The sequence below is a fragment of the Bradyrhizobium nivariense genome (assembly GCF_029846695.2).
In the GTDB taxonomy this organism is placed as follows: Bacteria; Pseudomonadota; Alphaproteobacteria; order Rhizobiales; family Xanthobacteraceae; genus Bradyrhizobium.
On the sequence record NZ_JARWCR020000001.1, the window covers coordinates 157,121 to 177,139 of the forward strand.

16 protein-coding genes and 1 pseudogene are annotated in these 20,019 nt (G+C 64.2%); 12 read left to right on the forward strand and 5 right to left on the reverse strand.

All coding sequences use genetic code 11. The features are described 5' to 3' along the window. Positions 1-8 precede the first annotated feature (8 nt). Positions 9-1,874 carry an adenine deaminase gene (locus tag QCM77_RS00780; protein ID WP_279681466.1) on the reverse strand — a complete coding sequence of 622 codons (1,866 nt, stop codon included), beginning with the start codon at positions 1,872-1,874 and terminating at the stop codon, positions 9-11. A 9-nt stretch (positions 1,875-1,883) separates the two neighbouring features. Further along, the gene (locus tag QCM77_RS00785; RefSeq protein WP_279681467.1) at positions 1,884-2,546 is read right to left on the reverse strand and encodes a TetR/AcrR family transcriptional regulator; all 663 of its coding nucleotides are present in this window, start codon (positions 2,544-2,546) and stop codon (positions 1,884-1,886) included. 221 nt (positions 2,547-2,767) lie between these two features. Between QCM77_RS00785 and QCM77_RS00790 the strand changes: the two are divergent. Continuing rightward, a pseudogene (locus QCM77_RS00790) lies at positions 2,768-3,780 on the forward strand (formamidase). 213 nt (positions 3,781-3,993) lie between these two features. Further along, positions 3,994-5,313, forward strand: a complete 1,320-nt coding sequence (locus QCM77_RS00795) for a dicarboxylate/amino acid:cation symporter (RefSeq protein ID WP_279663602.1) — start codon at positions 3,994-3,996, stop codon at positions 5,311-5,313. A 6-nt stretch (positions 5,314-5,319) separates the two neighbouring features. On the opposite strand, the gene QCM77_RS00800 is transcribed toward QCM77_RS00795, so the two are convergent. Beyond that, complete coding sequence (locus QCM77_RS00800; RefSeq protein WP_279681687.1) at positions 5,320-6,693, reverse strand: hypothetical protein; 1,374 nt, start codon at positions 6,691-6,693, stop codon at positions 5,320-5,322. A gap of 214 nt (positions 6,694-6,907) precedes the next feature. On the opposite strand from QCM77_RS00800, the gene QCM77_RS00805 reads away from it, so the two are divergent. Continuing rightward, a complete protein-coding gene (locus QCM77_RS00805) occupies positions 6,908-7,102 on the forward strand; it encodes a hypothetical protein (protein WP_279663601.1) in 195 nt (64 codons plus the stop codon). Here the strand turns inward: QCM77_RS00805 and QCM77_RS00810 are convergent. Further along, positions 7,099-8,361 (reverse strand): allantoate amidohydrolase, encoded by a 1,263-nt coding sequence (locus QCM77_RS00810; protein ID WP_279663600.1) that lies wholly within the window; start codon positions 8,359-8,361, stop codon positions 7,099-7,101. The genes QCM77_RS00805 and QCM77_RS00810 overlap by 4 nt on opposite strands. A gap of 406 nt (positions 8,362-8,767) precedes the next feature. Between QCM77_RS00810 and QCM77_RS00815 the strand changes: the two genes are divergently transcribed. The 6 genes from QCM77_RS00815 to QCM77_RS00840 are packed head-to-tail and all read left to right on the forward strand — an operon-like array spanning position 8,768 to position 14,640. Then, positions 8,768-9,880, forward strand: coding sequence for a BMP family ABC transporter substrate-binding protein (locus tag QCM77_RS00815; RefSeq protein ID WP_279663599.1), 1,113 nt, complete (start codon positions 8,768-8,770; stop codon positions 9,878-9,880). Further along, positions 9,877-10,989, forward strand: coding sequence for an ABC transporter permease (locus tag QCM77_RS00820; protein ID WP_279663598.1), 1,113 nt, complete (start codon positions 9,877-9,879; stop codon positions 10,987-10,989). Before QCM77_RS00815 ends, QCM77_RS00820 begins: the two co-directional genes overlap by 4 nt. 1 nt (position 10,990) lies before the next feature. Then, complete coding sequence (locus tag QCM77_RS00825) at positions 10,991-11,917, forward strand: ABC transporter permease (protein WP_279681468.1); 927 nt, start codon at positions 10,991-10,993, stop codon at positions 11,915-11,917. A gap of 11 nt (positions 11,918-11,928) precedes the next feature. Beyond that, positions 11,929-12,612: a biuret amidohydrolase gene (gene biuH / locus QCM77_RS00830; RefSeq protein ID WP_279681469.1), complete on the forward strand. Its 684-nt coding sequence runs from the start codon at positions 11,929-11,931 to the stop codon at positions 12,610-12,612. Beyond that, a complete protein-coding gene (locus QCM77_RS00835; protein WP_279681470.1) occupies positions 12,609-14,141 on the forward strand; it encodes an ABC transporter ATP-binding protein in 1,533 nt (510 codons plus the stop codon). Before biuH ends, QCM77_RS00835 begins: the two co-directional genes overlap by 4 nt. Positions 14,142-14,154: 13 nt before the next feature. Continuing rightward, the gene (locus tag QCM77_RS00840; RefSeq protein WP_279681471.1) at positions 14,155-14,640 is read left to right on the forward strand and encodes a nucleoside deaminase; all 486 of its coding nucleotides are present in this window, start codon (positions 14,155-14,157) and stop codon (positions 14,638-14,640) included. Between the two features lie 132 nt (positions 14,641-14,772). Here QCM77_RS00840 and QCM77_RS00845 read toward each other — a convergent pair whose 3' ends face one another. Further along, positions 14,773-15,882 carry a hypothetical protein gene (locus QCM77_RS00845; protein WP_279663594.1) on the reverse strand — a complete coding sequence of 370 codons (1,110 nt, stop codon included), beginning with the start codon at positions 15,880-15,882 and terminating at the stop codon, positions 14,773-14,775. Between the two features lie 583 nt (positions 15,883-16,465). Between QCM77_RS00845 and QCM77_RS00850 the strand changes: the two genes are divergently transcribed. From QCM77_RS00850 to QCM77_RS00860, 3 genes are read left to right on the forward strand one after another with little or no spacing between them, the layout of a single operon-like run. Further along, positions 16,466-18,037, forward strand: coding sequence for an ABC transporter ATP-binding protein (locus tag QCM77_RS00850; protein ID WP_279681473.1), 1,572 nt, complete (start codon positions 16,466-16,468; stop codon positions 18,035-18,037). Then, positions 18,021-19,112, forward strand: a complete 1,092-nt coding sequence (locus QCM77_RS00855; RefSeq protein WP_279663591.1) for an ABC transporter permease — start codon at positions 18,021-18,023, stop codon at positions 19,110-19,112. Before QCM77_RS00850 ends, QCM77_RS00855 begins: the two co-directional genes overlap by 17 nt. Continuing rightward, positions 19,099-20,016, forward strand: a complete 918-nt coding sequence (locus QCM77_RS00860) for an ABC transporter permease (RefSeq protein ID WP_279663590.1) — start codon at positions 19,099-19,101, stop codon at positions 20,014-20,016. Before QCM77_RS00855 ends, QCM77_RS00860 begins: the two co-directional genes overlap by 14 nt. Positions 20,017-20,019 lie beyond the last annotated feature (3 nt).

Consider the following 20,019-nt stretch of genomic DNA (forward strand, 5'->3'; position numbering starts at 1 on the left):
TCCCGTGCTCACCAGACCACCGGATGCGCTTCGCCGGTCTGGACGTTGATGAATCCGAGCGGCGCCTGCTCGCAGGGCGCAACCAGCACCCAGCTCCAGGGTGCGCAGGTCAGCGTCGCGAACATCAGGCGCTCCGGAAATCCGGGATACCAGCGCGGCCGGAAGGTCGGCCCATACATCCAGTCCACCTTGCGGCCCTCCGCATAGAGCGCCTGCATCTCGGCATCGAGCGCCTGCGCCGAGCGACAGCTCATCAACCCGCCAACCTCGAACTGCACGGTGCCGACGAGCTCGCCTTCGCGCACCAGCGCCCATCCGCCCTGACGCTCGACCAATGCGTTCACGGCCTTGGCCATCGCGGCGTCGGACGAGCCGACCACCCAGATGTTGTGCTTGTCGTGCGCGACCGAGCAGGCAAGCGCAGTGTCCGGCGTGCGCGGTCCGCAGCCCCGCCAGAACATTTTTGCAACCCGGCCGTCGCCGGAGAAGCGATCGACGATGGCAAACTTGGTGACGGCCTCGCCCTCATCGCGCTGCACGGCGCCGTCACGGACCGGCAATTCGAGGGTGTAGAACTCCGGATGCCAATGGAACGGGCGGATCACGGCAGCTTTCATCGTGGTGCGGCCAGGTTGGGCCGGCAGCTCGAAATCCTCCGGCTGGATCGCGCGCTTGATATTCACCGTCCTGGTTGCCCAATCGGGCCAGGAGATTTCTGGGACCTTCCCCAGGTAGCGCTCGCCTTCGGACACCTGCGCGCCGTCGGCCCAGACCTCGGCGATGGTCAACTTGGCGACATCCGAGAGCAGCACGACATCGCCAAAACGCCCCGGGGCGAGACTGCCGACGAACGGCGTGATGCGCATGTGCCGCGCGGGATTGATGGTAAGACATTGGATCGCGACTTCCGGCGCGAGACCGGCTTCGATCGCGACCCGCGCGTTGTGATCGCTGGCGCCGAGCTCGAGCGTATGGCTGGCGCTGCGGTCGTCGGTGGTGAAGGCGATCTGCGACCAGTCCTGCAGACCCTTGGCGAGCAACCAGGCGACGATCTCGGGCATGGCGTAGACGCGCAGCTCAATGAAAAGACCGCGGGTGAGCTTGTCCCAGGTCTCCTCCGGCGTCTGCACTTCATGGTCGGAGGCGAGCCCCGCCGCGGCGAAGGCGTTGATGGATGGCAAATCCCGCAGACCGGAGGCATGGCCTTCGATGACGCCGCGGGCCGCGAAGGTGGCCTCGATCATGCCCCAGAGCCGCTTGTAGGACGGATTGTCGGGATTCCAGACCGCCGGCCAGTCCATGACTTCGTCGAGACCGGTGACCATCAGGCTCTCGCTCATGAAGTGCGCCTGCTCGTCGCGACCATACCAACCGCCGCCCCATTCATAGGCCGTGGGTGGCACCGCCGATCCGGGTTGCGGAAAGATTTTCAGCGGCGATCCGCGACGGCGTGCCTCGAACCAGAATTCAAGATTGCGTGAGCCGTTGACATTGGAGAATTCGTGGCTCGCCTCGCACGTCCAGGTATTGCCATGCGGCAGCACCAGCGCGGCCTCCCATTCCGGCGTCAGATGCGAGCTTTCGATATGCTTGTGCACTTCACCGAAGCCGGGAACGGCCGCAAGATCCGGGCGATGCACGTGTTCGCGGACCTCGCCGGGATAGCTTCCGGCCGGCCCGACCCATGCGATCCGTCGGCCCTTGAACACGATCTCCTGATCTTCGCTCCAGGTGCGACTGTGCACGTCGAGCAGCCGGCCGACCCGCAAGCTCCGGTCGGCCGGGCGGCGACCGAGCGCCGTCAGCACCAGGTCCTGACGGATGCGAACTTCATCGGGCGCATTGATCAAGAGATCGTCGGGTATCGCGTCCATGGCCTTACCTCACACTACGCCGGTCTCGCGGGCCGTGGTTCGCTTTCGCGGCGATTTGCCGGTCTTGCCGCTGCCCGCAGCAGCATCGCGCCGACGGACATCCTTCAAAAGGGTCGTGAGCGCCCACTCGATCGCGTCGGCGATCTCGGCGCTGGACATGCCGAAGTCCTCGCGCATCGCATTCCAGGCCAGCACATTGTTGAGATAAGATGCGAGCGCCTCCGCCTGGCGGACCTCCTTCGCGGGGAGATGCTGCACCAGCGGCGCCATCGCCTTGTGATGCTGGTCGATCAGGTGCCGCCGGAAGCCGGCGCGCACCCGGCGGCCCGCCCGCGTCATCGCAATGGCGCGCGCCAGATGCGGATGGCGATCGAACCGCTTGCACAGCTTGCGGAAGATCTCCGGCAGCTCGTCGGGTGACGTGAAGGGAATATAGCTGAAGACGTTGTCTTCGATCCATTCGCCGGCCGCCGCAAACAGCTCCGCGCGGGTCTTGAAGTGCCGATAGATGGTTCGCTCAGCCACCTTCGCGCGCTTGGCCACCGCGGCCATGGAGATGTCGTCAGCCGCATCATCCTCCAGCGTCTCGACAAAAGCGGCAACGATGCGCTGCCGCGTCATCTCGGCATATTCGTCGCGAAGGCTGGTGATATGTCGCTTTGCTGCACTCATGTCATAGGTCTGACACCAGACGATTTGGGGGGCAAGCCGAGACTTGAGGCACGCAGCGCTGCAACAATAGGCGTCAGCATGCTTCGGGGACGACCGACGGTCCTCGCAAGCACGGCTTCGCAGCCTGAAAAATGGACTTTTGCGTGCCGCCAAAATCGGATTTGCTCTTCCGCGAACTAATAGCGCGCAACGGCGCCGCGGGGGCGGCAAGGGAGCAGATCATGAACGGACTTGGCGGATTGAACAAATCACCTGAGGGCGTGGTCATCGGGCTCGTTCAACTACAACTGCCGAACGTCGTGACAACGGCCGATCTGGCCAAGCAGACCGAACGCATCGTCTGGATGGTCGGCAAGGCGCGTCGCAATCTCTCCACCATGGATCTGGTGGTGTTCCCGAATATTCGCTGCACGGCCTCTCGATGGACACCAATCCCGAGATCATGTGCCGGCTCGACGGGCCCGAGGTTGCGGCCTTCAAGAAGGCCTGCATCGACAACCGGATATGGGGCTGCTTCTCCATCATGGAGTTCAACCCGCACGGCAATCCCTACAATTCCGGCCTGATCATCGACGACCATGGCGAGATCAAGCTCTACTACCGAAAACTGCATCCCTGGATTCCGGTCGAGCCTTGGGAGCCTGGCGACGTCGGCATTCCCGTGATCAAGGGGCCTAAGGGCGCGAAGATCGCGTTGATCATCTGCCATGACGGCATGTTCCCGGAGATGGCGCGGGAATGCGCCTACAAGGGCGCGGAGATCATGATCCGCACCGCCGGCTACACTGCACCGATCCGCAACGCATGGTGCTTCACCAACCAGGCCAACTCGTTCCAGAACCTGATGGTCACGGCGAATGTCTGCATGTGCGGCTCCGACGGCTCGTTCGATTCCATGGGCGAAGGCATGATCGTCAATTTCGACGGCTCGGTGCTGGCGCACGGCACCAATGGCCGCGCCGACGAGATCATCACCGCCGAGGTGCGTCCCGATCTCGTGCGCGAGGCCCGCATCAATTGGGGCGTCGAGAACAACATCTACCAGCTCTGGCACCGCGGCTATGTCGCGGTGAAGGGCGGCGCGATGGACTGCCCCTACACCTTCATGCAAGACATGGTCGCGGGCACCTATCGGTTGCCGTGGGAAGATCAAGTCAAGATCACCGACGGCACCTCCTGCGGCTTCCCGGCGCCGACGCGGATGTTCGGCAAGACGGCGAAGGCGGCGGAGTGACACCCTCGTGGCCCGGACGCAGCGTAGCGCGAAGCGATGCGCTGCAGAGCCGGGGCCCGGTCTTTGGTGCGGCGGCGCACCGCTGAAGAAACGCTGCGCCGCGTCCGGGACAGGCGGGCGGTGGAAGCGTCAGTTTCGCGCGCATACCGCGACAATCTGGCACGGTTGTTGCTCCTTTTGACATTCAAGACGCGTCAAACCGGGGAATTCGCCATGTCGACCATCACTGCGGCGCCCGCCGCCGAGCCGAAGCCGCTTTATACATCGCTATTCGTCCAGGTCCTGGCGGCCTTGATCCTTGGCATCATCCTCGGCGTAGCCGTCCCGGACTTCGCCATCAGCCTCAAGATCCTCAGCGACGCCTTCCTGAAGCTGATCTCGATGATCGTGGCGCCCATCGTGTTCTGCGTCGTCGTGCACGGCATTGCCGGCGCCGGTGACCTCAAGAAGGTCGGCCGGGTCGGTGTCAAGGCGCTGCTCTATTTCGAGGTCATGACGACCGTCGCACTCGTCGTCGGCCTGGTGCTCGCTTACCTCTTCGGCCCCGGCCATGGCATGAACATCGATCCCTCGACGCTCGATGCCAAGGCGCTCAACACCTACGCCGACAACGCCCACAAGCTGCAGGGCGGCGGCATCGGCTCCTTCCTGCTCAACGTGATCCCGAGCACCTCGTTCGACGCGCTGTCGCGCAACGACGTGCTCCAGGTCCTCTTCTTCGCTGTGCTCTTCGGTGTCGGCCTCGCGCTCGTCGGCGGCGAGAAGGGCAAGCTCGTCACCTCCATCATCGATGCCGCCTCGACCGTTCTGTTCCGTGTCATGGGGCTTATCGTCCGCGTTGCTCCACTTGGCGTGCTCGGCGCGGTCGCCTACACCGTCGGCAAATATGGCGTCGGCTCGCTGAAGCAGCTCGTCTCGCTGGTGATGCTGTTCTACGTCTCGGTCGGCATCTTCGTGCTGGGCGTGCTCGGCAGCGTCATGGCACTCGCTGGAATCAACATCCTCAAATTCCTCGCCTATCTGCGCGAGGAGCTGACCATCGTGCTCGCCACCGCATCCTCCGACGCCGTGCTGCCCCAGATCATGAAGAAGCTGGAGCGGATGGGCGTGAAGGATTCCGTGGTCGGCCTTGTCATCCCGACCGGCTATTCCTTCAATCTCGACGCCTTCTCGATCTACCTGACGCTTGCCGTCGTCTTCATCGCGCAGGCAACCAACACGCCGCTGTCGTTCGGCGATCTGCTGCTGGTGCTCGGCGTCTCGCTGATCACCTCGAAGGGCGCGCATGGCGTGCCGGGCTCGGCGATCGTGATCCTGGCGGCGACGCTCAACGCGGTGCCGAGCATTCCGGCAATCGGCCTCGTGCTGGTCTTGTCGGTCGACTGGTTCATCGGCATGGCCCGTGCGGTCGGCAACCTCACCGGCAACTGCGTCGCCACCGTCGTGGTGGCCGCCTGGGAAGGCGACCTCGACCGCGCCAAGGCGGCCAAGGTGCTGGAGGGTGGCGAGCTGGTGGACGTGACGGCGGGGTAGCGCGGGTCAGTCATTCCACTGGAGGAGCGGCGTTCCATACGCCCTCCTCCAGACGGAGAGGAAACGTGGAAACCAGGAGTGGGCCACGGCGCCCTTGTAGGCCCAGGTGCGATATTTCAGGCCCTGCTCCGAGATCAGTTCCTGATAGCCGCCGTGGACTTCGGTCGCAGTGCGAATGTCCCTCAGAATTCCCTGGGCGCAGGAACGGTAGGTATCGTCGCCAGAGAATTCATCGTAGTCCAGCATGCGATCCGCGAACTCGACGTTGAACGTCGGCCAGGAGGACCGTCCCTGGTAGGCGGGAGCCGCGATCTTGTGGATCATCTTGTTCCGCGGATTATCCGCGGACACCAGGAACTGGAACGTGCTGGGGATGCGAAAGCGCGGCTCCGCAATGATCAGATCCGCCGTTGCCGCGAACAGCGCGCGCTCGCTTTCCTCGTTCAGATCCCAGAAGCCGCGATGCACGCTAACGAAATCCAGGGCTACCGAAGACACCGGCGAGCCCGTCGGACCATCCAGGGAATGCCTGATATAGCCGCCCTTGCCGAACAGGCGGAGCAGGTCCCTCTTGTACTGCGCTAGGTCGCGTCCGAGCAGCCGCTTCAGCTCATTCTCGTCGACGGCTCCCAGCTGCACGCCCCACACGAACGTCGTGTAGACACAGGCATTGGTGACAAAACGCCTGCGCTCGGCGCGCGTGTCCGTTGCCGCGGAGCGAGGGGCGCTGGCGTCGCACAGCAAATACGTGGTGCCGTCATGATTGAAAGGTTCGAGCTCGCTTGCAAGCTGCAGGATCGCGCGCTTCAGATCACCGCCATATTCGGCCAGCAGCATGCGGCCGGCATGCGCGCATTGCGACATCGCCAGATAGGGTGACGCTCTCTCCTCGGCAGAGATCATCTGCTGGAGGCCGGCCAGAATGCCGAGCATCGTATCCGAGGGGCGCGAGAAATAGTTCACGCCGAGATACCGGGCGCGCCCTGCCGGGACGATGGTGGTCGTGACGACGTTGGCGCGAACCGCTTCCAGCAACAGGCGGACGCTCTTCTCGAGCAGGCGCGCCCGCCGCACCGCGTCCTGCGAATCCATGATGGTCTCAGGGTCGAGAACGTCGGGATAGAACCAGGCGAAGTCGCGCGGGTAATAGGCGGAAGCGTGCGGCGCTCCCGTGACCAGGAATGCCTCGGTCACCGAAAAGGCGCTGTCCATCGAGTGCCGGTAAAGGTCCTCGATGGCCGTGAACGGATGATGTGACTGCCTCAGGAATCGATCACCGAGAAAATTCACCGCCTGAAGCGCGTTGGCGACGAAGGTCGCGGCCAGGCCCTGATAAAACCGGTTTTCGCGATGGGATGGAAATGAGATGTCGCTGTTCATATCGGTCGTCAAATGGTGTCTCGTGGTTCCGGCGGTAGGCCGTCACTCTTCTAGACCTGTCTGATTCGTGTCTCTATCAGGTGACTTGCGGGCCTCTCGCGGAGAGCATCTACCCTATCAATTTTGGGCGTACGCCCCAACGCCCTCGATGCGCAGGCTGGACTCTACCAAAGGTGGTGCGCTATGCTCCTTCCTATTTTAAGGGAGAGCATTTATGAACATTCTTACTTACCTCAAGGCCGTCGTCGGCGCCGTAGGTGCGAACGTCTTTCCGCCCCTCGCCGACTACGCGGTTTCGTTCCTGCCCGCATCGGCACCGGCGAATGTGCACACTGCGCTGTCGATTCTTCTGGTGGCGTTGTTGACGGGGGGAGCGGTGTACGCAACCCCCAATCAAAAGCCGACTTAAGGTACTGCCCGCGGCCGAAAGTTCTCGATCAGCCGCAGCAACACCCGCGCGCCGGCGTCGGCATCGGCGAGCTCCACATGCTCGTCCGGGTGATGGCTGATGCCGCCGCGGCAGCGGACGAAGATCATGCCGACGTCGGCAATGTCGATCATAGCCATGCCGTCATGCCCCGCCCCGCTCGGCAGCTCGAACACGGAAAAGCCTTCCGCTTTGATCGCCTGCGCGACCTGGTCCTTGAGCCACGGCGCGCAAGGCGCGGTGCGGTTCTCGTGAGTGACGTCGAGCTGAAGCGTCAGCTGCCGTTGCTTTGCGATGGCTTCGATCTGCCTGACGACGTCGGCGACCGCGCGCTTGCGGTGCATGTCGGTCGGCGCGCGCATATCGATGGTGAAGGACACCTCGCCCGGAATGACGTTGGTCGCGCCGGGCCTGGCCTGGATGTAACCGACGGTGCCGACCAGGCCGCCCTTGTCGGTACGGCAGAAATGCTCGATCGCGCCGATGCATTCGGCCGCTCCGGCGAGCGCATCGCGCCGGAGCCCCATCGGCACCGTGCCCGCGTGCCCCGCCATGCCCGTCAGCCGCGCGGCAAGCCGTGTCGCGCCGGCAATCGCGGTGACCACACCGACGGGCAGGTTTTGGGCTTCCAGCACCGGCCCCTGCTCGATGTGCAGCTCGAGATAGGCAAGCAGCTCGCGCCGGGCCCGCGCGGCCGCGCCGATATGATCGGGGTCGAGTCCGAACTGCACGAGTGCATCGCGCATGGACACACCATCGCGGTCGCGTGTGCTCAGGACGCTCTCGTCAAAGGTGCCGGCGACCGCGCGGCTGCCGAGCAAGGTCGAGGCAAAGCGCACCCCCTCCTCATCCGCAAAACCGACGATTTCGATCGCGAACGGCAGGCGCTTGCCACGGCGGTTGAGATCGGCGACGCAGGCGATCGCCGTGATCACGCCCAGCGGCCCGTCCCATTTTCCGGCATCGCGCACGGTGTCGTAGTGCGAGCCAAGCATCAGGCAAGGCGCGCCCGGCCGCTCGCCTTCGTAGCGCCCGCAGACATTGCCGATCGCGTCGAGACGCACACTCATGCCGGCATCGCGCATCCAGCCGAGGATGAGGTCCGCGGCCTTGCGCAGCTCGCTGGTCAGATAGATGCGGGTAAGCTTGTCACCTTGTTCCGAGATCGCGGCGAGCTCGTTGATCCCTCGCACGATCTCTTCGCCGAGCGATCCATTCTGAACGGCGTTACCAGCAGCCATCTCGGCGAGCTTTCCATCTCTTGGGACCGCGGCAGCGGTGGTCCTGGCGGCAATCGATACAAGTTCGGTGCCAGCGAAAATCACGCTGCCGACACCGTTCCAATCGGCGCGTGGTTAGCATGAATGCGGGTCGCCGGCAGACCGCCCTGCCCACGTCATGCACATCTCCAAGCCGGTTAAGACTGCTTAACTCAATTGCATACAATCATAAAATACTGCCTAGAATTTCATCTGCCGATTTCCTGATCAAGGACCCGAACACCTGGAATACTGATTTATTTTCAATATCTTAAATAGAAATGCCCTCTCGGTGATCTCTGGCACGAAGCTTGCGACATCTATCCCGGGCTCCGCCAGACCGGCGCAGCGCGAGATTAGGCGGTTCGTCCGCCAAGGGGAGCAAGCAATGGATTTTGGCAGCATCTCACGACGTCATTTGTTGCAGGGCGGTGCGGCCCTCACCCTCGGCGCGGCGGCCGGCGCCCGCCCCGCCTTCGCGGCCGAGACGACCATCGGCTTCATCTATGTCGGCTCGCGCGACGACTACGGCTACAACCAGGCGCATGCGCAGGGTGCGGCGGCATTGAAGAAGATTCCCGGCCTCAAGGTCGTGGAAGAAGAGAAGGTGCCGGAGACCGACGCGGTCGAGAAGACGATCGAGTCCATGATCAATCTCGACGGCGCCACCCTGCTCTTCCCGACCTCGTTCGGTTATTACAATCCGCATATGATCAAGATGGCCAACAAGTTCCCGAAGCTGCACTTCGAGCACTGCGGCGGCCTGTGGAGCGACAAGGACCCGAAGAACGCCGGCAGCTATTTCGGCTATATCGACGAGGCCCAGTACATCTCGGGCATCGTCGCCGCCTACACCTCCAAGAGCGGCAAGCTCGGCTTCGTCGCCGCGAAACCGATCCCGCAGGTGCTGCGCAACATCAACGCCTTCGCGCTCGGCGCCAGGCTCGCCAACCCCAAGGCCACCACGCAGGTCATCTTCACCGGCGACTGGTCGATGCCGGTCAAGGAAGCCGAAGCCACCAACAGCCTGATCGACCAGGGCGTCGACGTGCTGACCTGCCATGTCGACGGTCCGAAGACCATGGTCGAGAACGCCGCGCGCCGCGGCGCCATGGTGTGCGGCTATCACGTCAACCAGTCGCCGCTCGCGCCGAAGGCGTATCTGACCGGCGCCGAATGGAATTGGGAAGCGCTCTATCCAAAATTCGTCAAGATGATCGCTGCCGGCGAGAATATCCCGAACTTCTATCGCGGCGGCCTCAAGGAAGAGATCGTCAAGACCTCGCCCTATGGCGAAGCGGTCTCCGCCGAAGCGCGCAAGCACGCCGACGACGTCAAGGCCAAGTTCTTGTCCGGTGACGGCTACGCCATCTTCAAGGGAGGGTTGGTCGACAACAAGGGCAAGACTGTAATCGCGGCCGGCACCGATCGCGGCCAAAAGGATCCCGAGCTGGAGAAGATGGACTATCTCGTGGAGGGCGTGATCGGAGCGACTTCGTGACAGCGGAGACGGCGGATCCTACTGAAGCGGTCGGGACAGTTGCCCCGGCCGCCGATCCGGGATTCCTCCAACGTCACGGCGGAGCGATCGAATATGTCCTGATCCCGGGCGCGGCGCTGGCCGGCGCGCTCGTGGTCTTCGGCATCTTCGTCGCGATGTTCGGCAAGAACCCGCTCGACCTCTATTTCTACATGTACTACGGCGCCTTCGGCACCTGGTTCTCCTGGCAGAACACGTTGACGCGTGCAGCGCCGCTGATCCTCACCGCGCTCTGCACCGCGCTGCCCGCGCAGCTCGGCATGGTCATCATTGGCGGCGAAGGCGCACTCCTGATCGGCGCGCTGTCGGCAACCAGCGCCGCGCTGGTGCTCCAGGGCATGCCGCCGCTCATCGTGCAGATCGCCATGGTCGTTGCCGGCGTGATGGGCGGCGGCCTGTGGGTCATGCTCTCGGGCGCGCTACGCCAGTACCGCGGCGTCAACGAGACGATATCGAGCCTGCTGCTCGTCTACATCGCGCTCGCGGTCCTCAACCATCTCGTCGAAGGCGCAATGCGCGACCCCGCCAGCCTCAACAAGCCGTCGACCCGCGAGATCGGTGCCGCCAACATGATCGGCTCCATTCCCGGCACCGACGTGCATTGGGGCCTCGTGTTCGGCCTGATCGCCGCGATCGCCGCCTACATCCTGATCTATCACACCGTGTTCGGCTTCGCCGCGCGCGTTGCCGGCGGCAACATCCGCGCTGCGAAGATCGTCGGCCTCGGCGTCAGCAAGCTGATCCTGACCATCTGCTTCCTCGCCGGCGGCGCTGCGGGCCTTGCCGGCGTGGTCGAGGTCGCCGCCGTGCAGGGACGCGCCAACGCCAATCTCGCCGCGGGCTACGGCTTCACCGGGATTCTCGTCGCCTTCCTGGCGCGGCAAAATCCGCTCGCGATCGTCCCCGTCGCGATCCTGCTTGGTGGCATCAGCGCCAGCGGCGGCCTGTTGCAGCGCCGACTTGGCCTGCCCGACGCGTCCGTGCTGGTGCTCCAGGGCATCATCTTCGTCTTCGTGCTGGCCAGCGATGCGCTCTACGGCCGCATCGGGTTTCTGAAGGGAAAGGCCTGAGATGGCAGACGGCTCGATCGGACTCTGGACCGTCCCGCTCGCCGTGCTCGGCGGCGCCATTCGCGTCTCGACGCCGTTCCTGTTCGTGAGCCTGGGCGAATGCATCACCGAGCGCTCCGGTCGCATCAATCTTGGCCTCGAAGGCACGCTGGTGATGGGCGCCATGAGCGCCTACGGCATCTCCTATCTCACGGGATCACCGTGGTTAGGTGTGCTCGCCGCCGGCATCACCGGCGCGCTCCTGGGAGCGCTCCATGCCGGCATCTGTTCGCTGCCGCGCGTCAACGACATTGCCGTCGGCATCGCCTTGATGCTGTTCGGCACCGGGCTCGCCTTCTATCTCGGCAAGCCGCTGATCGAACCGACCGCGCCGCGGCTGCCCGCGATCGATTTCGGCTGGTGGAGCGATATCCCGCAGCTTCGCGCGGCGCTCCGCATCAATGTAATGTTCCTGATCGGCGTGGCGCTGGCCCCGATCCTGTACTGGGCCTTCCGCACCACGCGCTGGGGTCTGTTGATCCGCACCGCCGGCGAAAGCTCGGATGCCGCACGTGCCATGGGCTACTCGGTGCTGCTGATCCGCCTGCGCGCGACCATGGTCGGGGGTTTCCTCGCCGGCATCGGCGGCTCCTTCCTGTCGCTGTTCTATCCCGGAAGCTGGAACGAGGGTCTGTCCTCCGGCCAAGGCATCACGGCGGTTGCACTCGTGATCTTCGCGCGCTGGGATCCCTTGCTGTGCCTCTGGGCCTCGCTCGCCTTCGGCGGCGCCGCGGCCCTGGGCCCGGCGCTGCAATCGGTCGGCGTCACCTCCGGCTATCACCTCTTCAACGCCGCACCCTACATCCTGACGCTGGCGATCATGATCATCACCTGCTCGCCGAAGCGAACGCTGACCGGAGCCCCGGCCGAATTGGCGATCACCCGCTAGGAAGCGAAATCATGCCCGAGCGCACCATCAAGTCCGAGCCTTATGCCTGGCCGTACAACGGCGATCTGCGCCCCGAGAACACCGCGCTCATCATCATCGACATGCAGACCGATTTCTGCGGCGTCGGCGGCTATGTCGACAAGATGGGCTATGATCTCTCGCTGACGCGGGCGCCGATCGAGCCGATCAAGAGACTGCTCGCGGCAATGAGGAGCCAGGGCTTCCACATCATCCATACCCGCGAAGGCCACCGCCCCGATCTCTCGGATTTGCCCGCCAACAAGCGCTGGCGCTCGCGGCAGATCGGCGCCGGCATCGGCGACCCCGGCCCCTGCGGCCGCATCCTGGTGCGCGGCGAGCCCGGGTGGGACATCATTCCGGAACTGGCGCCGCTGCCCGGCGAACCCATCATCGACAAGCCCGGCAAGGGCTCGTTCTGCGCCACCGATCTGGAGCTGATCCTGCGTGTGCGCGGCATCGAGAACATCGTGCTCACCGGGATCACCACCGACGTCTGCGTTCACACCACCATGCGCGAGGCCAACGACCGCGGCTTCGAATGCGTGCTGTTGCATGACTGCTGCGGTGCGACCGACAAGAGCAACCACGACCACGCGCTGAAGATGATCAAGATGCAGGGTGGCGTGTTCGGCGCGGTCTCGACCTCCGACGCGTTCATCGGAGCGATTTCGTGATCATCGGCGAAACACCACCGCCATCGGGCGCCTTCGGCGTCGATGCCGTTGCCATGACCATGCGCTTTGGCGATTTCCTGGCGCTGGACAATGTCGGGCTCAAAGTGCGGCCGGGTTCGTTCCATGCGCTGCTCGGCGAGAACGGCGCCGGCAAGTCGACCCTCGTCAAATGCATCATGGGTTACTATCACGCCACCGAGGGCGACATCCTCGTCGGGGGGCGCGAGCAGGCGATCGGCAATCCGAAGGACGCCCACGCGCTCGGCCTCGGCATGGTCTACCAGCATTTCACGCTGGTACCCGCGATGACGGTCGCCGAAAATCTGGTGCTGGCGCGCGATGACGTGCCGGCCATGGTGAACTGGCCGAAAGAGATGAAGGAGCTCGAGGCCTTTCTCGCGCGCATGCCGTTCAAGGTCCCGCTCGGCGCAAAGGTTTCCGACATCTCCGCGGGCGAGCGCCAGAAATGCGAGATCCTGAAGCAGCTCTACCTGAAGCGCCGCTTCCTGATCCTGGACGAGCCGACTTCGGTGCTGACGCCGGCGGAAGCCGACGAAGTGCTCGGCATGCTCCGCGACATGGTCGTCAGGGGCGAACTGACCATTTTGATGATCACGCACAAGTTCCGCGAGGTCATGGCCTTCGCCGACGACGTCACGATCCTGCGCCGCGGCAAGCTCGCCGGAGCGGGCCAGGTTTCCGAGCTGACGCCGGACGCGATGGCGCGCACCATGATCGGCGCCGAAGAGCTGACGGTACAACCGCCGCGCACCGGTGAGGCCGGCAAGGCGAGGCTGGAGCTGGCGAAGGTGCGCGCCCTCGACGACGCCGGCGCCATCGCCGTGCATGATGTCTCGCTCACGGTCCGCGCCGGCGAGATCGTCGGCATCGCCGGCGTCTCCGGCAACGGCCAGCGCCAGCTCGTCGAGGTGCTGGCCGGCCAGCGTGAGGCCGAGAGCGGCGAGATCCGCGTCGCCGGCGATCCCTATCACGCCAGCCGCGAGGAGATGCGTCGCCACAAGATGTCGCTCCTGCCGGAGGAGCCGCTGAAGAATGCCTGCGTCGGCGGCATGAGCGTTGCTGACAACATCGCCTTTCGCGAATTCGATCGCGCGCCCTTTGCAAGCCTCGGCTGGTGGCTCAACCGCGGCGCCTTCCGCGTCGACGCCAGGAAGAAGATCGCCCAGTACAGGATCAAGACCCGCACGCCCGACACGCCGATCTCGGCGCTGTCGGGTGGCAACGTCCAGCGCGCCGTGCTGGCCCGCGAGCTCGGCGGCGACGTCGAGGTGCTGATCGCCGCGAATCCCTGCTTCGGGCTCGATTTCGCGGCGGTGGCGCAAATCCATGCCGAGATCATGGCCGCGCGCAACCGCGGCGCCGCGGTGCTGCTGGTCAGCGAGGATCTCGACGAACTGCTTGAACTTTCCGATCGGCTGGTGGTGATGTTCCACGGCGAATTCGTGTATGAAGCACGGACCAGCGAAGCCGACCTCACCGTGGTCGGCCGGCATATGGCGGGGCATTGACCAGGGAAGAGCGATGAGTGGCGAATCCGAGCGCGACGAGCACTTCCTCCGTCTGTCGTTCGTGGTCGCCCGCCGTTCCCTCACCCATGGCAACCATCCCTTCGGCTGCATCGTTGTCGATGCCGAAGGCAAGGTCCTGATCGAGGCCGAGAACGGCTACATGCCGGATCATGACGGCACCGCGCATGCCGAGCGTCTCGCGGCGACGCAGGCCTGCCGCACGCTCAGCCGCGAGGTGCTGGCGACGGCCACGCTCTATTCCTCCGCCGAGCCCTGCGCCATGTGCGCCGGTGCGATCTACTGGGCCGGCATCGGCCGTGTCGTCTATGGCCTCAGCGAGCACCGCCTGCGCGGCATCACCGGCGATCATCCGGAGAACCCCACGCTCGACCTGCCCTGCCGCGAGGTCTTTGCCAGCGGGCAGCGGCCGACGGAGGTTGTGGGGCCGCTACTCGAAGACGAGGCCGAAGCGCTGCACGACGGCGTGTGGACGAAGTAGGCGGCGCCGAGCAGGCCTCGCCCCGCGCTCGCCGAAGGGCCGCCTGACGGCACCGGCCCATCCCACAAACGAAGATGACGCCGCGGAGGTTTGACGCGGCGTCATCTCGTTCACCCGAAGAGTGTCAGGTGGTTAGAACTTCACAGTGATACCGGAGTAGAGCGAGGACTCGGTGCAGGACCCGGTGCTCACCTTCGCGCCACCGGACAAGGTGGTGCAGGCCACGGCGTTGTTGTGATCGAGGCCGAACTTGTTCTGCCAGTAGCGGTAGGCGACCCAGACATCCACGAAGTGCGAGTACTTCTCACCCCAGACCGCCTTCGAGGCATCGAGGGTCAGGCGGATCGGCTCCGAGTTGAACTCGACCTTGGTGGGATAGACGCCGTTGGCGACGCTGGCGGGAAGCGGCTCGGTGTCCGTTCCCTTCTTGCCGTACCAGCCGGCACGGCCGCTGATCGAGAAGTACTGCATGTTCGGCGGCAGGAAGCCGAGGTCCATATAATAGTTGGTCTCGACCGCCCAGGTTGGCTTGAACGACGTGTTGCCGTCGGCAATACACGGGGCGGACCAACCGGCGCCGCACTGCGAGAAGGAGTTGTGGTTGGCGAACTCCCAGTACACCAGCGGCGCTACGTTGAAGTAGCCCTTGTAGGGAAGGTCGAAGGCGAACTGCAGACCGGCGACGACGTCGCGCTTGGCGGCGCCGAAATACCGGTTCTCCGTGTTGGCATCCATGCCAACCTCGAACGAGATGTTATGCAGCGGGCCCTGAGTGAAGGCCTTGGTGTTGAAGATCTCGTTCCAGCCGAAGGTCGAGCGGAAAAGGCCATAGATTTCTGTCGCGCCGGCACAGCTCGCGGGCGTCGCTGCGAAGCCTGCAGCCGGCGACACGATCACGCCTGTGGCGGTACACGGGCCTGCCGGATCGTTGTGGTCCGACTTGAACATCGAGATGGTGAAGAAGTTGGTGCCGTAAGCCCAGGCATCGAAATGGGTGAAGGAGTAGACCTGCTTCGTCGTCTTGGCGTTGATCACGCCGTTGGTGTTGGTGAACGCACCGGGCTGCGAGGCATTGAAAATGTAGGAGAAGGTGACGCGGTCGTCGATCACCAGGAAGAACGGGAGGTCCGCCGCCTTCTTGGCAGCCTTGACCGGCAGATCCGCCGCCTGAGCCAGGCCACCGGTAGCGAGCGTAGCAAGTGACAGCGCCCCAGCTGCAATTGCCTTCATACGAAACGACATCCTGAATACCCCCAAGTTTGGACACGTAAAAATGAACGTCCCTTGGGTGCGACACTTGCGCTGATCTCCCGGAGTGAGAAGCCTCAACTTGTTTCAAGGCATGCCGCTTGTTTGCGCAGGAAGCGGCGTTTCACCCTTGGGATTTGGAAGTTTTTGCGCGCTACGCTCACCGCGACGCGGTCGGGGGAGAGCGGCCATTGCCGGATATTCCCGTTTGATTTCGCTCGCCTTTCCATGTCGAACGGACGAGGCTGACACGATGGGCGGGAGCTATTGTCGCGTTGTTCGCAAATGCATACGCGTGATGGCGCTCCTCTGCTCAACTTCACGTCAAGCCTGCATAGCGGGTTCCGAATTGGCTTGAACCGTCACAAATTTGCAACAGGCGTCACACGCAAGCCGAGACTGCAAAGGCTGTTCGGAAAGCATTTGAGGACGATCGTCGCCGGGCGCGAGCCGCGACTCGCCGACACCACCTGCCTGCCGAAGCGTTGAGCAAGGGATGACGCTTTTTCACACCTTACGCAGCGGTTCAAACTAGCCCACTATTGAGGCACTTCTCCCCATGCAAGTGCATCAGCGAATGTTGGATCCAACGACTAACGGCCTGCATTCCGGCGAGGCCCCGCTCCTCAGGACGATCGGGCTTACCAAGCGCTATGGAGATTTCCTCGCCAACGATGCCATCGACATCAATATCTGGCCAACGGAAATCCACGCGCTGCTCGGTGAGAACGGCGCCGGCAAGTCGACACTGGTCAAGGCGATCTACGGGCTGATCCAGCCCAGTGCCGGCGAGATTTGCTGGCAGGGCCAGCCAATCGTGCTGTCCGGTCCCTCGGAAGCGCGCAGCCGCGGCATCGGCATGGTGTTCCAGCATTTCTCGTTGTTCGACAACCTCACCGTCGCCGAGAACGTCGCGCTCGGCCTCGACGGAAGAGAATCCTTCAAGGACATGTCGGCACGGCTTGAGCAGGTGTCGAAGACTTATGGTCTGCCGCTCGATCCCAAACGCGAGGTCTGGCAATTGTCGGTCGGCGAGCGCCAGCGCATCGAGATCGTCCGCGCGCTGATGCAGGATCCGCAATTCCTGATCCTGGACGAGCCCACCGCGGTGCTGACGCCACAGGAAGCCGACCAGCTCTTCATCGTGCTGGAGCGGCTCAAGGCCGAAGGTCGCGCCATCCTCTATATCAGCCACAAGCTCGACGAGGTGAAGCGCCTGTGCGACACTGCAACGATCCTGCGCGGCGGCAAGAAGGTGGAGACCTGCAATCCCAGGCTTGAGACCGCCGCTTCGCTCGCGCGCATGATGGTCGGCGGTGAGATCAAGCAAGTGAAGGCGGCCGCCGACCGGCAGACCACCGTGCCGCGCCTCGTCGTCAACGACCTCTCGCTCGCCCCCGGCGAGGCGCATGGCGTGCGGCTCGAACACATCTCGTTCGAGCTGAAAGGCGGCGAGATCCTCGGCATCGCCGGAGTCGCCGGCAACGGCCAGGACGAACTGTTCGCCGCGCTGTCCGGCGAACGCCTGTCGAAGGATCCCGGCACGATCGTGATCGAAGGCCTTGCTGCCGGCCATCTCTCGATCACGCAGCGCCGCAAGCTGGGCGCGGCTTTCGTTCCCGAGGAGCGGCTCGGCCACGGCACCGCGCCGCGCATGAAGCTTTCGGAGAATGCGCTGCTCACCGGGCACGCCGCCAGCGGCATGGTCCATCACGGCTTCATCGACACCGCCGCGACGCTGAAGACCGTCGATCGCGCGACCGAGACGTTCGATGTCCGCAAGGCCAAGCGCGATCCGGAAGCCGCGAGCCTCTCCGGCGGCAATTTGCAGAAATTCATCGTGGGACGCGAGATCCTGCGCAACCCCGCAGTTCTGGTGGTGAGCCAGCCGACCTGGGGCGTCGACGCCGGCGCTGCCGCCGTGATCCGCCAGGCACTGCTCGATCTCGCGACCGCAGGCGCCGCCGTGCTCGTCACCAGCCAGGATCTCGACGAGCTCGCGGAAATCGCCGACCGCATCGCCGTGATGTTCCACGGCCATCTGTCCGCCCCGCTCGCCACCAGCGAGGCGACGCGCGAAAAACTCGGGCTGTTGATGGGCGGCAGCTCGCTGGAGCCGAAGGAGGCCGCGCATGCAGTTGGTGCTTGAGAAGCGCGCCGAGCGCTCCAATACGATCGCGCTGATCTCTCCGCTGATCGCGATCGGCCTCACGATCGTGACCATGGTCATCCTGTTCGCGATCCTCGGCAAGAATCCGCTGCTCGCATTGCAAGCCTATTTCATCGCGCCTTTGACCGACAGCTATTCGCTTCAGGAGATCGCGGTGAAGGCAACGCCGCTGGTGATGATCGCGATCGGGCTGTCGCTCTGTTATCTCGCCAACGCCTGGAACATCGGCGCCGAAGGGCAGTTCCTCATCGGCGCGGTCGCCGGAAGCTGGATTGCGGTGAAGACGCAGGGCACCGACGCCGGCGTCTGGGTGCTGCCGCTCATGCTCGTGCTCGCCGCCGCCGCAGGCGCGCTCTACGCGCTGATCCCGGCGATCTGCAAGGTGAAGTTCGGCGCCAGCGAGATCCTGACTAGCCTGATGCTGGTCTATGTCGCCGACCTCTTCCTCGACTATCTCGTGCGCGGCCCCTGGCGCGATCCGCACGGCTTCAACTTCCCGACCACGGCCGAGTTCGATCCGGTGGCAACAGTCCCTTTGCTGATTGAAGGCGGCCGGCTGCATCTCGGCTCGATCATCGCCCTTCTCGTCGTCGCGGCGGTGGCGATCCTGCTCGGGCGAACCATCAAGGGATTCGAGATTCGCGTGGTCGGCGCGGCCCCCCGCGCCGCGCGCTTCGGCGGCTTCAATTCCAACCAGTTGATCATCCTGACCTTCGCTGTCTCCGGCGCGCTGGCGGGCCTTGCCGGGATCATCGAGGTCGCGGGTCCGGTCGGACACCTCCAGCCTGGCATCTCGCCCGGCTACGGTTTTACCGCGATCATCGTTGCCTTCCTCGGCCGATTGAACCCGCTTGGAATACTAATTGCAGGCCTTTTCCTCGCATTGACCTTTATCGGCGGCGAGCAGGCGCAGATCGCAATGAAGATCCCGTTGGACGTCACCAAGGTTTTTCAGGGCATCCTGCTGTTCTACGTGCTCGCCTGCGATTCCCTTATTCTCTACCGCTTCAAGCTGGTCTTCCCGAACCGACAGGTGGCTCGTGGAACTGGTTGAAGCCATCATCCTCGCAGTGCTGGCCGCCTCGACGCCGCTCTTGATCGCTGCGACCGGCGAGCTCGTTACCGAACGATCCGGCGTGCTCAATCTCGGCGTCGAAGGCATGATGATCGTCGGTGCCGCGTGTGGCTTTGCAGGTGCGTGGCTGACTGGCTCGATCTTTATCGGTGCGCTGTTCGGCATCGTCGCCGGCACATTGATGTCACTGATCTTCGCACTGATGGCGCTCGGGCTTGCGGTCAACCAGGTTGCAACGGGTCTTGCGCTGACCATCCTGGGCGTCGGACTCTCCGGCCTGATCGGTGCCGGTTTCGTCGGCGAGCGCATCACGCCGGCGGTACATCTCACCATTCCCGGCCTCACCGACATTCCGCTGGTTGGCCGCGTGCTGTTCGGCGAAGACGCTTTCGTCTATTTCTCGCTGGCGCTGATCGTCGGCATCTGGTGGTTCCTGTACCGCACGCGGCCAGGATTGATCCTGCGCGCCTGCGGCGACAACCACGTCTCCGCGCATGCGCTCGGCTACCCCGTGCTGCGCATCCGCACTTTGGCGGTGATGTTCGGCGGCGCCTGCGCCGGGCTTGCCGGCGCTTATCTGCCGCTCGCCTATACGCCGTTCTTCATTCCCGGCATGACCGCCGGCCGCGGCTGGATCGCGCTGGCGCTGGTGGTGTTCTCGTCTTGGCGACCAGGGCGGCTCGTGGTGGGAGCCTATCTGTTCGGCGCGGTGACGATCCTGCAACTGCATGCGCAAGGCTGGGGCGTCGGCATTCCCTCGCAGTTCATGTCGGCGCTGCCTTACCTTGCGACCGTCATCGTCCTGGTCCTGCTCTCCCGCGCGCGCACGGGCGGATCGACCGCACCGGCCGCGCTCGGCACGGTGTTCGTGCCGGACCGCTAGCGT

Coding starts and splice junctions, on each gene's coding strand:
- QCM77_RS00815 (WP_279663599.1), top strand. CDS start 8,768: ATGGATTTTGGCAGCATCTCACGACGTCATTTGTTGCAGGGCGGTGCG.
- QCM77_RS00855 (WP_279663591.1), top strand. CDS start 18,021: ATGCAGTTGGTGCTTGAGAAGCGCGCCGAGCGCTCCAATACGATCGCG.
- QCM77_RS00825 (WP_279681468.1), top strand. CDS start 10,991: ATGGCAGACGGCTCGATCGGACTCTGGACCGTCCCGCTCGCCGTGCTC.
- biuH (WP_279681469.1), top strand. CDS start 11,929: ATGCCCGAGCGCACCATCAAGTCCGAGCCTTATGCCTGGCCGTACAAC.
- QCM77_RS00780 (WP_279681466.1), bottom strand. CDS start 1,874: ATGGACGCGATACCCGACGATCTCTTGATCAATGCGCCCGATGAAGTT.
- QCM77_RS00795 (WP_279663602.1), top strand. CDS start 3,994: ATGTCGACCATCACTGCGGCGCCCGCCGCCGAGCCGAAGCCGCTTTAT.
- QCM77_RS00850 (WP_279681473.1), top strand. CDS start 16,466: ATGTTGGATCCAACGACTAACGGCCTGCATTCCGGCGAGGCCCCGCTC.
- QCM77_RS00845 (WP_279663594.1), bottom strand. CDS start 15,882: ATGTCGTTTCGTATGAAGGCAATTGCAGCTGGGGCGCTGTCACTTGCT.
- QCM77_RS00800 (WP_279681687.1), bottom strand. CDS start 6,693: ATGAACAGCGACATCTCATTTCCATCCCATCGCGAAAACCGGTTTTAT.
- QCM77_RS00785 (WP_279681467.1), bottom strand. CDS start 2,546: ATGAGTGCAGCAAAGCGACATATCACCAGCCTTCGCGACGAATATGCC.
- QCM77_RS00805 (WP_279663601.1), top strand. CDS start 6,908: ATGAACATTCTTACTTACCTCAAGGCCGTCGTCGGCGCCGTAGGTGCG.
- QCM77_RS00840 (WP_279681471.1), top strand. CDS start 14,155: ATGAGTGGCGAATCCGAGCGCGACGAGCACTTCCTCCGTCTGTCGTTC.
- QCM77_RS00810 (WP_279663600.1), bottom strand. CDS start 8,361: ATGGCTGCTGGTAACGCCGTTCAGAATGGATCGCTCGGCGAAGAGATC.